The 13,011-nt window shown below is 64.0% G+C and carries 12 protein-coding genes and 1 tRNA gene; 5 read left to right on the top strand and 8 right to left on the bottom strand.

Annotated elements, in window-relative coordinates; translation table 11 throughout:
* Positions 1 to 25: 25 nt before the first annotated feature.
* From ABIB06_RS21185 to ABIB06_RS21170, 4 genes are all read right to left on the bottom strand, one after another.
* Complete coding sequence (locus ABIB06_RS21185) at positions 26 to 850, bottom strand: ABC transporter permease (RefSeq protein ID WP_247348599.1); 825 nt, start codon at positions 848 to 850, stop codon at positions 26 to 28.
* Positions 843 to 1,616, bottom strand: coding sequence for an ABC transporter ATP-binding protein (locus ABIB06_RS21180; RefSeq protein WP_247348598.1), 774 nt, complete (start codon positions 1,614 to 1,616; stop codon positions 843 to 845). Before ABIB06_RS21180 ends, ABIB06_RS21185 begins: the two co-directional genes overlap by 8 nt.
* Before the next feature lie 158 nt (positions 1,617 to 1,774).
* Positions 1,775 to 2,779 carry an ABC transporter substrate-binding protein gene (locus tag ABIB06_RS21175; RefSeq protein ID WP_354050241.1) on the bottom strand — a complete coding sequence of 335 codons (1,005 nt, stop codon included), beginning with the start codon at positions 2,777 to 2,779 and terminating at the stop codon, positions 1,775 to 1,777.
* A gap of 54 nt (positions 2,780 to 2,833) precedes the next feature.
* Positions 2,834 to 4,198, bottom strand: a complete 1,365-nt coding sequence (locus ABIB06_RS21170) for an FAD-dependent oxidoreductase (RefSeq protein WP_247348596.1) — start codon at positions 4,196 to 4,198, stop codon at positions 2,834 to 2,836.
* Between the two features lie 113 nt (positions 4,199 to 4,311).
* Here ABIB06_RS21170 and ABIB06_RS21165 point away from each other — a divergent pair, with 113 nt between their 5' ends.
* A complete protein-coding gene (locus ABIB06_RS21165; protein WP_247348595.1) occupies positions 4,312 to 5,196 on the top strand; it encodes a LysR family transcriptional regulator in 885 nt (294 codons plus the stop codon).
* Between the two features lie 130 nt (positions 5,197 to 5,326).
* Here ABIB06_RS21165 and ABIB06_RS21160 read toward each other — a convergent pair whose 3' ends face one another.
* Entirely contained in the window at positions 5,327 to 6,130 is an 804-nt protein-coding gene (locus tag ABIB06_RS21160) for an enoyl-CoA hydratase-related protein (RefSeq protein ID WP_247348594.1), read from the bottom strand.
* Positions 6,131 to 6,290: 160 nt separating this feature from the next.
* On the opposite strand from ABIB06_RS21160, the gene ABIB06_RS21155 reads away from it, so the two are divergent.
* Positions 6,291 to 7,265 carry a ketopantoate reductase family protein gene (locus ABIB06_RS21155; protein WP_247348593.1) on the top strand — a complete coding sequence of 325 codons (975 nt, stop codon included), beginning with the start codon at positions 6,291 to 6,293 and terminating at the stop codon, positions 7,263 to 7,265.
* Between the two features lie 3 nt (positions 7,266 to 7,268).
* Here the strand turns inward: ABIB06_RS21155 and ABIB06_RS21150 are convergent, their stop codons facing one another.
* The gene (locus ABIB06_RS21150) at positions 7,269 to 7,946 is read right to left on the bottom strand and encodes an alpha/beta hydrolase family protein (protein ID WP_247348592.1); all 678 of its coding nucleotides are present in this window, start codon (positions 7,944 to 7,946) and stop codon (positions 7,269 to 7,271) included.
* A 126-nt stretch (positions 7,947 to 8,072) separates the two neighbouring features.
* Here ABIB06_RS21150 and ABIB06_RS21145 point away from each other — a divergent pair, with 126 nt between their 5' ends.
* Together ABIB06_RS21145 and ABIB06_RS21140 are read left to right on the top strand one after the other, a co-directional pair.
* Positions 8,073 to 9,218: an acyl-CoA dehydrogenase family protein gene (locus ABIB06_RS21145; RefSeq protein ID WP_247348717.1), complete on the top strand. Its 1,146-nt coding sequence runs from the start codon at positions 8,073 to 8,075 to the stop codon at positions 9,216 to 9,218.
* A 278-nt stretch (positions 9,219 to 9,496) separates the two neighbouring features.
* Positions 9,497 to 11,107: an ABC transporter substrate-binding protein gene (locus ABIB06_RS21140; RefSeq protein ID WP_247348590.1), complete on the top strand. Its 1,611-nt coding sequence runs from the start codon at positions 9,497 to 9,499 to the stop codon at positions 11,105 to 11,107.
* Between the two features lie 20 nt (positions 11,108 to 11,127).
* On the opposite strand, the gene ABIB06_RS21135 is transcribed toward ABIB06_RS21140, so the two are convergent.
* Positions 11,128 to 12,267 carry an amidohydrolase/deacetylase family metallohydrolase gene (locus tag ABIB06_RS21135; RefSeq protein ID WP_247348588.1) on the bottom strand — a complete coding sequence of 380 codons (1,140 nt, stop codon included), beginning with the start codon at positions 12,265 to 12,267 and terminating at the stop codon, positions 11,128 to 11,130.
* 127 nt (positions 12,268 to 12,394) lie between these two features.
* Positions 12,395 to 12,471: transfer RNA gene (locus tag ABIB06_RS21130), tRNA-Arg, on the bottom strand.
* Between the two features lie 141 nt (positions 12,472 to 12,612).
* Between ABIB06_RS21130 and ABIB06_RS21125 the strand changes: the two genes are divergently transcribed.
* Positions 12,613 to 13,008 carry a VOC family protein gene (locus ABIB06_RS21125; RefSeq protein ID WP_247348586.1) on the top strand — a complete coding sequence of 132 codons (396 nt, stop codon included), beginning with the start codon at positions 12,613 to 12,615 and terminating at the stop codon, positions 13,006 to 13,008.
* The last annotated feature ends 3 nt before the right edge of the window (positions 13,009 to 13,011 follow it).

The raw sequence follows: 13,011 nt of genomic DNA, 5'->3' as shown, positions 1-13,011 counted from the left end.
CCTCGTAGGGCTGCGGCCATTGCAGCTACCGCCAGTGCAGCAGCCGCGTCTCCAGCCAGTTGATCACCCTGCCCACCATCAACCCAAACACCGACAGGATCACCACACCCGCCAAGAGCTGATCCGTCTGCATCAGATTGCCGGCCTGCAACACGAACGCGCCGATGCCGTACTGTGCGCCGATCATCTCGGCGCTGACGACGAGCAGCAGCGCCACCGACGACGTGATGCGGAAGCCGGCGAGGATCGCGGGCAGTGCACCGGGCCACACCACCTTGCGCACGATGGTCGCGAACGGCACGTTGAAGCTCTGCGCCATGCGGATGAGGTTGCGCGGCACTGCATCGACGCCGCTATAGACCGAGATTGCAGTCGAGAAGAACACGCCGAGCGCAATGGTCGCGATCTTCGGCTCTTCGCCGATGCCGAGCCAGAGAATCAACAGCGGCAACAGCGCGATCTTCGGGATCGGAAACAGCGCCGAGATGAAAGTAATGCCGACGCTGCGCGCCAGCCGCGACAGACCGATGGCAAAGCCGACGGCGACACCGGCCGCCGTGCCGAGCAGCCAGCCGACACCGATGCGCAGCAGCGAGGCGGACAGATGCTGCCACAGCGCGCCCGAGATCGCGAGCTGGTAGATCGCCCGCGCGATCGCCGACGGCGCCGGCAGGAACAGCGGATTGACGAGACCGGTGCTGCCGGCAGCCTGCCAGATCGCAATGACCAGCGCGAGCGCGATCCAGCCGCCGAAACGGCTGCTCGCCGGCACGAAGCCGGCGCCGCGAAAGCGGACGCGTCGGACCAGTTCATCCTTCGCAGATGTTCCCGCCGGAGCGCGATCAAGCATGCTGGACCTCGCGCTCGGCATCGATCGCCTCGTTGCGGATCAGCGACCAGATCTGGTTCTGAAGCGCGAGCAGCTTTTCACGGGCTGCAATTTCGCCGCGTTCGGCGCGCGTCATCGGCACGCTCACGACCTCGCGAATGCGGCCGGGACGCCGCGACAGCACCACGATGCGGTCGGCAAGCCGCGCCGCCTCTTCGAGATTATGGGTGACATAGACCGCGCCCATGCCGCCATCGGCGAGCAGCCGGACGAAATCCTCCATCAGCAGTTCACGGGTCTGCGAATCCAGCGCCGACAACGGCTCGTCCATCAGGAGAATGGCAGGCCTGACCGCAAGCGCACGCGAGATGCCGACGCGCTGGCGCATGCCGCCTGAAAGCTGTTTTGGATAGGCCTTGCGAAAATCGGTCAGGCCGGTGCGGCGCAAGGCATCGTCGACCAGCGCGCGGCGCTGTGCGGCCGAGACCTGGGTGTGCAGCAGCGGAAATTCGACGTTCTCCTCCACATTGGCCCAGGGGAGCAGCGCGAAATCCTGGAATACGAAGGTGAGCGGATTGAGACTGTCCGCCGGCGGCGCGCCGCGCAGCTCGGGCGCGCCGGAGGTCGGCAGCAACAGCCCACCGAGGATCGACAGTAGCGTGCTCTTGCCGCAGCCCGAGGGCCCCACGATCGCCACCACCTCTCCGGCGCTGACGGTGAACGAGACGTCGTCGAGCACGGCGAGATCGGCGAAGCGATGGGTGATGTGGTTGGCGATCAGGTCCATGGGAAACTCCCCGTCCTCGTTCCTTCACCACCCTGAGGTGCCGGAGCGAAGCGTAGGCCTCGAAGGGCGACGGCCCGGCTGCATCCGGGCCGTGCATCCTTCGAGGCTCGCTTCGCGAGCACCTCAGGATGACGGGTTTGGAACAGCGCGCGCATCAATCAATCCGCCTTCACAAAGTCCTTGGCGATGATCGAATTCGCATCAAAGCCCTTGTCGGCAAAGCCCTGCTCCTGGAGCCATTTGATCTGGTTGTCGACGTTCTTGACGTCGAGCTTGCCGTCGGGATCGATAAAGGCGCAATTGCCGACCACCTGCTCCACCGGCAAATTGGTGTACTTTGCGATGATCTCCAGCAGCGGCTTTGTCTGCTCGTTGATCGGCGCGACGCCGTCCTTCATCGCGGCAAGAATGACGTCGTGATATTCGCGATCGGCCTTTGCCAAAGCGCCGAGCAGCTTCGTCACCAGCACCTTGTTGGTCAGCGTCTTCGGCGAAGCGAACACCGCGCCCAATTGCCAGGGTGTCTCGTCGCCGACCCAGCCGAGAAACTTCGCGCCGCCTTCGTCCATCAGCTTTCGCGCGGTGGAGATCGGCAGCAGTGCTGCATCCACAGTCTCGCCCTTCAGCGCGGCCGCGGCATTCGAGAGCGATTGCAGCGGCACGATCTTCACCTCCGCGAGCTTGAAACCATATTTGTCAGCGAGCAGGCCGAGCGAATAGTGAAAGCTCGAGCCGACCTGCGTCATCGCCACGCGCTTGCCCGCGAGATCCTTCGGCGTCTTCAGCCCGGCGGCATAGGCGTTGTTGCTGGCGAAATAGCCGATGAGGGGATAGCCGGCCTTCTCGCGGCTCATGCCGCCGATCACCTTCACCACGCCCTTGCCGGCGAGATTGTAGAGACCAGCCGTGAAGGCGGTGACGCCGAAATCGATGTCGCCGGAGGTGGTGGCCACCGCGATCGGCTGCGCCGCATCGAAGAATTTCAGCTCGACGTCGAGGCCGGCTTCGCGGAAATAGCCCTTGTCCTGCGCGATGAAGACGGGCGCGGAGGACGACAGGCGGAGCACGCCGATTCTGGCCTTAAGCGCGTCCTCGGCCCGGACCGTGCCCATCGCTGTGATCGCCACCAGGCTAGCTAGCGCGAGCCGCACAATCCCAATCATCCCGTTTCCTCCAGTGGTTCTTTTGGTGGTTCTCTTGGTCGTTTTTGCAGCCCGTCAGAGCCCTTCGGGCACGGGCTGGTCCCGGCCGATGAAGGCGCCCTGTTGTTTCAACGTTTCCTGCAGCTTTTCAACCGGGATGTCACGCGGGATCCGGTTTCCGGACAGCGCCAGCGCCGCGGCGGAACCGGCTGCCTCCCCCATCACGAAACAGGCACCGGAGACGCGGGCCGCGGACTGGCCCTCATGGGTCATCGAGGCGCAGCGGCCGGCGACCAGCAGATTGTCGACACCTTCGGGCACCAGCATGCGGTAAGGTAACTCGTTATAGCCGCGCGATTCCGGGATTGGCGGGAAGGTGAAGACGACGTCGCCGGGAACATGGGCCTCGATCGGCCAGCCGTTGACGCCGATGGAATCCTCGAACGAGGCGCAGCCGAGCACGTCCTCGCCGCTGAGCTGGTAGCCGCCGGTGATGCGGCGGGTCTCGCGGATGCCGAGCTGCGGCGGCAAATCGACGATATAGGATTTTTCAAAGCCCGGCACGGTGCGCAGGAATTCGAAGGCGGCGAGCGCCTGCTTGCGGCCTTCGATCTCGCCGCGGGTAAGGTCATCAGGCTCGATGCCGTTGATGGCGTGGCCGTCCTCCCGCGCCACTTGCGTAAAGTTCACCCGCCATTCGATGCCGGATTTTTGCGGCCGCACGATCGCGCTTTTGCGCGGGAATGTGTGCGTGCCGGCGGCGGTGGCCTTCTCCATCAATTGCGGGATGGTCCGCCATGCCTCGCCCGCCTTCTCTGGATCGATGCCGTTGAGACGGAGCATCATCGAGGGGTACATCGGATGGCCGTGCTCGTCGCCGAATTCGAACGGCGCGCCGGCCCAGACCGCGAGATCGCCGTCCCCCGAGCAATCAATGAAAATCTCTGATCGCACCGCCTGCCGGCCCGCCTTGGTCTCGACCATCAGCGCGTCGATGCGGCTGTTATCGCCCATCACCACGCCGGCGCCAAGCGCGTGGAAGAGGATGTGCACCTTGTGGCTGGCGAGCAGTTGGTCGGCCGCGATCTTGTAGGCGGCGGTGTCATAGGCCTGGGCGAAGACCTTGCCGAGAATGAGATGCGGCGCGTTGAGGCCGTTCAAATGATCGATCCGCGCCAGCAGCTCGGACGCCATGCCCTGCACCAGCCTGTGGGCCTGGCCGTAGACATTGCCGTGCAAACCACAAAAGTTGGTGACGCCTGCGGCGGTGCCCATGCCGCCAAGGAAGCCGTAGCGCTCGATCAAGAGCGTCTTCCGCCCCACGCGCGCCGCTGATGCCGCCGCGACGATGCCGGCCGGACCGCCGCCGAGCACGACCACTTCATATTCGCCGTAGAGCGGCACCTGGCGTGCCGGTTCTTCGATCGTCATGACCTGCATGGCGCATCCTGCTCCCAAAATCTCTTGCTTGGGCCGGACTATGAATTAACGCGGGCCGGGCTACAATCTACCAAAATAAGCGATCACCCTTCTCGAATCGCGAAAGGCCGGAGATGGACATCCTGGTAAACCTTCAGGCGTTCCTCGCCACCGCGGACGCGGCCGGATTTTCCGCCGCGGCAAGAAAGCTCAATGTCGCGACTTCGGTGGTCGCGAAGCGGGTCACCCAATTGGAGACGCGGATCGGCACGCCGCTGTTTCATCGCTCGACGCGTCAATTGCGCCTGACCGCGGCCGGCCAAGAATATGTCCACCGGGCGCGCAGCGTGGTCGCCGATGTCGGCGATCTCCTGTCGCGCATGGGCGAGAAGGGCCATGATCTTATCGATCATTTGCGTATCAAGGCACCGACATCGCTGACCATCGCCCGGCTTGCCGATGTGTTCAGCGCGTTCCAGACCCAAAACCCGAAGCTGAAACTCGAAATCGTCCTGATCGACCGTCCCGTCGATCCGGTGACGGAAGGCTTCGATATCGCCATCGGCGCCTTCCCGCACTCCTTCGGCGGCGTAGTGGACGAGCCCTTGTGTGCACTGAAGCGGCTGCTCTGTGCTTCACCTGCCTATCTGAAGAAACACGGAACGCCAAAGCATCCGCGCGATCTCGTCGAGCATCGCTGCCTCAGCTTTCTGCCGACGGGGCCGGAGTGGATTTTTGACGGCCCGCGCGGCCGCATCAGCATCCAGGTCAGCCCGCTGCTCTCCTCCAACGAGGGCCATGTGCTGGCGCGCAGCGCGATCGCGGGCAACGGCATCGCGTTGATGTCGCATTATCTCGTCGCGGACGCGTTACGCGACGGCACGCTCAAACCGGTGCTGCGCGACTTTCCGATCCCGGAATTGTGGGTGAAGGCCGCAATCCCCGAGCGGCGGCGCAATGCGGCCGCGGTGCAGGCGCTGCTCACACTGCTAAAAACGTCCCTCGCGACGTCGTTATGAGAAGTTGCGCCAAGTGCGCGAGGCCGTAGCGCGTATGAGCGATATGCGGGTCCCTTTTGGCATTCCCGGATGTCGCTTCGCTCATCAGGCCTACATCCCACATCCACAGCATCTGCCGTGGCTGCTGAGCTCACCTCGTTCCGCCGCCCCAATTCCCCGCCCGCTTCTCCGCGAACGAGGCCAGTCCCTCCGCGGCTTCCGCGCTCTGTCGCTTCAGCGAATGCAGGTGCACGAGCCGCGTGTAGGCCGCGTCGTCCACCGCCATGCCGCCGAACGAGCTCTCGAGCGCCAGCCGCTTGGTCTCGGCCATCGCTTCAGGTCCATTGGCAAGCAACTGCTCGACCACCCTTGCGCCGGCGGCGTCGAGATCGGCGAGCGGCACCACCTCGTGGACGAGGCCGATGCGGCGGGCGTCCTCGGCGCCGAAGCGTTCGCCTGTCAATGCGTAGCGGCGGACTTGCCGTACACCAATGGCATCGCAGAGCTGTGGGATGATGATGGCCGCGGTCAGGCCCCAGCGCACCTCGGTGATCGAGAACAAGGCGTTGTCCGCCGCGATCACGACGTCGCAAGCTGCGATCACGCCAGTACCGCCGCCAAAGCAGCCGCCCTGCACCAGCGCGACCGTCGGGATCGGCAGCGTGTTGAGCCGCTGCACAGCCTCGAAAGTCGCACGCGACGCCGCCTTGTTCGCATCAGTCGATTGCGGCCGCACGCCGTTGATCCATTTGAGATCGGCGCCGGCCTGGAAATGCTTGCCATTGCCCCGGAGCACCACGACGCGAAGGTTGGGCTTGCTGCCGAGATCGTCCATGGCCGCAAGCACACCTGCGATCAATGCGCCGTCATAGGCATTGTTCACCTCGGGCCGGTTCAACGTGACGGTCGCAACCCCACGCGTATCCAGGGTCCACAGGACGGGGCTGTCAGTCATTGGCGATCCCTCCGGTCGTTTGTTTGCCCTGCACTATGACCGACGCCGCTCGTTCCGATCCATATCTTTCCGGCGTAGGGCAGCCGCGTCCATCGCATGGCGGCTTGTGTCATGCTGCCGCCGGGCGGCATTCAAGGGACCAGGGACGGGACATCACACCATGCGCATCTGCATTTTCGGCGCGGGCGCCGTCGGCAGCCATATCGCGGTCAGGCTGGCGCGCGCTGGCCATGAGGTCTCGTGCGTGATGCGCGGCGCCCATCTGGAGGCGGTCCGCGCCAATGGCCTCAAGCTGCGCGTCGGCGATTCCGAGGTCTCCGCCAAGGTGAACGCCTCTGGCGATCCGGCCCAGCTCGGCCCCCAGGACGTCGTGATCTCGACGCTCAAGGCAACCGCGCTCCAGGGGCTGGTCGCCAGCATCAAGCCGCTGCTTCAGGACGACACCGCGATCGTTTTTGCGCAGAACGGCATTCCCTGGTGGTACGGGATCGGCCTTCCGCCGCGGCATCCGACACCGCCCGACATTTCCTTTCTTGACCCCGGCGGGCGCTTGCGCGCCTGCATTCCGAAAGAGCGGATCGTCGGCGGCGTCGTCTTCTCCTCCAACGAGGTGACCGCGCCCGGCGTGGTGCACAACCTCACCCCGGACCGCAACCGCCTGCTGATCGGCGAATGCGACGACCGCAATTGCGAGCGCATCACGACGCTCCGCGGCGTCTTCAGCGACGCACGGCTGGAATCGCCGGCGGTCGCCGATATTCGCGAGGCGATCTGGTCAAAGCTGCTGACCAATATGTCGCTGTCGGTGCTGTGCCTCCTCACCGGTCAGACTGCGCGCGGCGTGCGCGACGATCCTGCGTTCGCCGAGGTCATTCCGCGGATGCTGAACGAGGCCAACGATATCGCGCAACACTTCATTCCCGAGGTCAAGCGCGTGAGCCGCAGCGGCCCCGCACCCAATCACAAGCCGTCGCTGCTGCAGGATTACGAGCTCGGCCGCGCCATGGAGATCGACGTCCTGGTGAAAGCGCCCGCCGCCTTCGCACGCACCGCCGGCCTGTCGACGCCGACGCTTGACCTGATCGCTGCGCTCGCGATCCAGAAGGCGCGCGACAAGGGACTTTATTCGGCGTGAGCTTCAGGCGAGCTCGTCGATCCAGGCCGCGAGTGTATCAAGCACCTCTGCAAGCGCCTCATCGTTGCTGCGGCCGGACTTTTTCAGCATCGCGAAGGAGTGATCGCCGCCTTCGACCTCATGCAGCGTCGCGTTTGGGCTGAGCGCCTTGATGACGGGCTTGAGATGGCCAGGATCGGCAAGCTTGTCGCGCGTGCCTTGCAGGAACAGCATGGGAATTGCGATGCCGGCGAGATGGTCGGCACGCTCGGTTGACGGCTTGCCGTCGGGGTGCAGGGGGAAGCCGAGGAAGGCGAGCCCTTTGACATCAGGCAATGGAGCCTTCGATTGCGCCTGCGACGTCATGCGCCCGCCGAACGATTTTCCACCCGCGACGAGCGTCACGCCGGGGCACAGCCCCGCCGCCTGCTCGACCGCCGCGCGGACGGTGGCGTGCGCGACCGCCGGCTGGTCGGGACGCCCCTGTTTCTTCTCCATGTAAGGAAAATTGAAGCGGAACGTCGCAATGCCGCGGTCGGCAAGGCCGGCGGCGACTTTCTCCATGAAGGAATGCCGCATATCCGCGCCCGCACCATGGGCCAGCACGTAACAGGCGCGCGCATTGTCCGGCTGCGTCAGGATCGCCGAGACCGTGCCGATGCGCTCGATGTCGAGCTTGAGCTCTTGAGTTTTGACAGCCACAATCAGACATCCCGACAGACGCTAATCCGGCCGCCTTGGTAGCGTCACCGGCGCAGCCTGAAAACACAATAATTGCCACGGCCGCCCGGCCTACCAAGCCGGAAAGCCGCATTGACCGAGGTGACCATGTCCTACCGCTCCTCCTGGATGACCGAAGAGCTCGAAATCTTCCGCGACCAGTTCCGGAAATATCTGGCCAAGGACCTGGCCCCGCATGCCGAAAAATGGCGCGAGCAGAAGATGGTCGACCGCTTTGCCTGGCGCGGGCTCGGCGAGATGGGCGCGCTGCTGGCGAGCGTGCCGGAGGAATATGGCGGCCTGGGTGCCACCTTCGCCTATGATGCCGCCGTGCTCGACGACCTCGAAAGCACGGTGCCGGAGCTGACGACCGGCGTCTCCGTGCATAGCGCCATCGTCGCGCACTACATCCTCAATTACGGATCCGAGGAGCAGAAGAAGCGCTGGCTGCCGAAGATGGCTTCCGGCGAGATGATCGGCGCCATCGCCATGACCGAGCCCGGCACCGGCTCGGATTTGCAAGCCGTGAAGACCACCGCCAGGAAGCAGGGCAATTCCTACGTCATCAACGGCCAAAAGACTTTTATTACCAACGGCCAGGCCGCCGATCTCGTCGTCGTGGTCGCGCGCACCGGCGATGTCGGCGCCAAGGGCATCTCGCTGATCGTGGTCGAGACCGCGGGCGCGGATGGTTACAAGCGCGGGCGCAACCTCGACAAGATCGGCCTGCATGCCTCCGACACGTCCGAGCTGTTCTTCGACAACGTCACCGTGCCGCCGGAAAACCTGCTCGGCGGCGAAGAAGGCCAGGGCTTTGTCCAGTTGATGCAGCAATTGCCGCAGGAACGCCTCGCACTCGCGGTCGGCGCAGTCGCCGCGATGGAGCGTGCGATAAAACTCACCGTCGATTACACCAAGGAGCGGAAAGCGTTCGGCAAGCCGCTGATGGAGTTCCAGAACACCGCCTTCAAGCTCGCCGAGCGCAAGACCGAAGCGATGATAGCGCGCGTCTTTGTCGACTGGTGCATCGAGCGCCTGGTCGCAAAGGATCTCGACACTGTCACGGCGTCGATGGCGAAATACTGGTGTTCGGAGAAGCAGGTCGAGACTGCCGACGAATGCCTGCAGCTGTTCGGCGGCTACGGCTACATGCAGGAATACCCGATCTCGCGCATCTTCATCGATTCCCGCATCCAGAAGATCTATGGCGGCACCAACGAGATCATGAAGCTATTGATCGCCAGATCGTTGTAGTCGGTCGCTGTAATCAGGTCGCTGTGAGCGGCTACTTGATCCGCTCGTCGGCCACGACGAAGTCCGCACCTTCGCGGAGAGATATTTGCGGCTCGGATAAACCGCGAACAGCTTGCCCTCGAAAATGACCTGCCCGGACATAACGTATCCCGCTCGATCGCAACGAGTTCAAATTTACGAGACAACCCGTCATTGCAAGATGCGGCACCAGACCTTACGCTGCGTGTGACGGGCAACAACCATCTGGTTTCGTTTTCGTCCCGTCAGGAGACAAGCGAATGGTTCACGTCTCGCGCCGGAAACTCCTCCAGCTTGCTGCTGTTGCATCGTCTGCCCTTTCCACCGCATGGATGTCACCGGCACCAGCCGCTGCCGGCCCCAAGACCCTCATTGCGGTGATGCAATCGGACCTTCGCGTCACCGATCCCGGCTTCACGACAGCCATCATTACCCGCGACCATGGCTATATGGTCTACGACACGCTGCTCGGCATCGATCCCAGCTTCAAGGTGCGGCCGCAGATGGCCGACTGGACGGTGTCCGCGGACAAGCTGACCTATACCTTCACCTTGCGCGACGGCCTGAAATGGCATGACGGAGCGCCGGTGACGGCGGAGGATTGCGTCGCCTCGCTGAAGCGTTGGGGCACGAGCGTCGACGGCATGGCACGCAAGTTGATGGACTTCACTTCGGGTATCGAGGCAACGGACGCCAAGACGATCGTGCTCAAGCTGAAGGAGCCCTATGGCCTGGTACTGGAGACGATCGCCAAGCCGTCGGCCGTCGTCGCCTTCATGATGCCGAAGCGGTTGGCCGAGACCCCGATCACCAAGCAGATTCCGGAGCAGATCGGCTCCGGCCCATTCAAGTTCGTCGCGAGCGAATTCCAGCCTGGCGTGAAAGCCATCTACGAAAAGAATACCGACTATGTGCCGCGCAAGGAGCCGGCCGAATGGACATCGGGCGGCAAGGTGGTCAAGGTCGACCGCGTCGAGTGGATCACGATGCCGGATGCGCAGACCGCGCTCAACGCGCTGCAGTCCGGCGATGTCGATTTCGTCGAAACGCCGCCGTTCGACATGCTGCCCACGCTCGAGTCCAATCCGGACATCACTGTTTCCATCCTGAACAAATTTGGCTTCCAGTCGTTCGGCCGGATGAACTTCCTGCATCCGCCGTTCGACAATGTGAAGATCCGCCGCGCCGCGCTGCTCGCGATCAACCAGAAGGACGTGCTCGACGCCCAGATCGGCAATCCCAAATACTATAAGTTCTGCGGCGCATTCTTCATCTGCGATACGCCGCTGGCCAGCGACGCCGGCGGCGAGACCCTGATCAAGGGCAACGGCATGGCGGACGCGAAGAAGGCGTTGGCCGAGTCCGGCTATGACGGCACGCCCGTGGTGATCTTGGCGCCAGGCGACCAGATCCTGCTGAAAGCGCAGCCGATCGTGGTCGCACAGCTGCTGCGCGAGGCCGGCTTCAAGGTCGACCTTCAGGCGATGGACTGGCAGACCTTGGTCACCCGCCGCGCCAACCAGAAGTCGCCGAAGGAAGGCGGCTGGAACATGTTCTTCACCTACCAGGGCGCCGCCGACTCCTTGAACCCGCTGGTCAACGTCCCGATGGGCGGCAAGGGCACGAGTGGTGGCTGGTACGGCTGGTCCGAGGACCCCAAGCTCGAGGAGTTGCGCGATTCCTTTGCCCGCGCGACCTCGCCCGAGGAGCGCAAGAAGATCGCGCTCGAGGTGCAGAAGGAAGCTTATGATCAGGTGATCTACATCCCGCTCGGCCAGTTCCAGGCGCCGAGCGCATGGCGCAAATCACTGACCAGCGTGATCGACGGCCCGGCAACGCCAATGTTCTGGAATGTGGAAAAGAACGAGTAGGCTGACGGCCCCACGAAGCTCTAGTTCGGATGCCACCAGCGGCCGCCGATGACGACGCCTTCGGACACGATCTTGCGATCGCCAATCAGGTGCTCGCCGACGACGTCCTCATAGTCGAACTGGCCTTCCTTGACCGAGATCAGCGTGGCGTCGCCGACGCTGCCCGGCTTGAGGCTGCCGAGCTCGGGACGCCGCAGCGCCATCGCAGCGTTGACGGTGGAGGTTGCGATGACGTCGGACAGCGGCATGCCCATGCACAAGAATTTCGACAGGGTCGTCACCTGGTCGAAGGCCGGGCCGTCGATGCAGAGCTGATGGATGTCGGAGGAGATGGTGTCCGGATAGAAGCCGTTGGCGAGCATGGCGCGCGCGGTCTTGAACGCGAACGAGCCCTTGCCGTGGCCGATGTCGAACAGCACGCCGCGCTCGCGGGCGTCGAGCACCGCCCGCTTCACCGTGCCCTGCGCGGTCGCGGGCGTGTTGGGGAAGGGCCGGAACGCATGGGTGAGCACGTCGCCGGGGCGCAGGCGCGCCAGTACCTCCTCGTAGCTCGGCGGCGGATGGTCGATATGCGCCATCAGGGGCATGCCGACCTCGTTCGCGACCTCGAGCGCGATATCGAGCGGCACGACGCCCGACGTGCCCGAGGAGTGCAAGCCCACGCGCACCTTGATGCCGACGATGAGATCGCGATTTTCGTTAGCCACCTTGGCCGCCTCGATCGGATTCATCAGCCGCAGTTCTTCGCTCTCGCCGACCATGATCCGGTGCGAGAAGCCGAAAATGCCGGCATGCGAGACGTGCAGATAAGCGAGAATGCGAACCTGGCTCGGCTCGATCACGTGCTTGCGGAAGCCGGCGAAATTGCCGGGCCCCGCGCTGCCGGTATCGACCGCGGTGGTGACGCCGGAGAGGCGGCAGAATTCCTCGGCGTCGATGCCAAGCGAAGTGCCGCCCCAATAGACATGGGTGTGGAGATCGATCAGCCCCGGGGTCACGATGTAGCGAGAGACGTCGCGCACATCCGTGCCCGGATCCGCCTTGAGGGCGCTGCCGACCGCCGCCACCTTGCCGCCCGCAAAGGCCACGTCCATCACGGCGTCGAGCTTTTGCGAGGGGTCAACGACGCGTCCGCCGCGCAGGATCAAATCGAAAGACATCGTATCTCCAGATATGGCAGTGAGGTGGGACCGGCAAGTCAGCCCCGGGCAAGGAAGGAAGCTTCGCGCTTCTAGCAATTTTTGCGCCGACGAGCGTGGCAAACGCAGCGATTGCTCATTGAGAGACTGGCGATCCCGGGAAGACTCGAACTTCCGACCTACGGTTTAGGAAACCGTCGCTCTATCCGGCTGAGCTACGGGACCGCGGAACCCGCGGGACGGGTTCGGCCCCCTCATAGCAGAGCAGGATGCGGTTCGCCAGCCGCAAGGCGGGCCAGATCATCGTCAACCTGAACGGGACGGCTGTACGATCGCCTCCAGATCCCACTCGGCGGAGTAGCCCACATGATCGAAAGCATCAGCGCCATCACGCTCGGCACGCATGACATGGGGCGCGCCGTGCAGTTCTATCGTTCGCTGGGGTTCGAACTGCTATATGGCGGCGAGGCCGCTGCATTCACAAGCTTTCGCGCCGGCACCGGCTATCTCAACTTGACTGCGCAGCCGGAAGACAAGCGCTGGTCCTGGTGGGGCCGCGTCATCTTCTACGTCGCCGATGTCGACGGGGTCTACGCGCGCGCACGCGGCGCCGGATGGCAGCCGTCGACCGCGCCGCGCGATGCAGAATGGGGTGAGCGCTACTTCCATCTCACCGACCCCGACGGCCATGAGCTCAGTTTCGCGCGACCGTTGTCCGGACCGCATAAGTCACATCCGCTGACGTTCCCAACTCGCGAGTAGCGC

It is taken from the genome of Bradyrhizobium sp. LB8.2, assembly GCF_040548035.1.
In the GTDB taxonomy this organism is placed as follows: domain Bacteria; phylum Pseudomonadota; class Alphaproteobacteria; order Rhizobiales; family Xanthobacteraceae; genus Bradyrhizobium.
The sequence above is the reverse complement of the archived record's forward strand: the minus strand, read 5'-3'. Positions and strand labels throughout refer to the sequence as shown.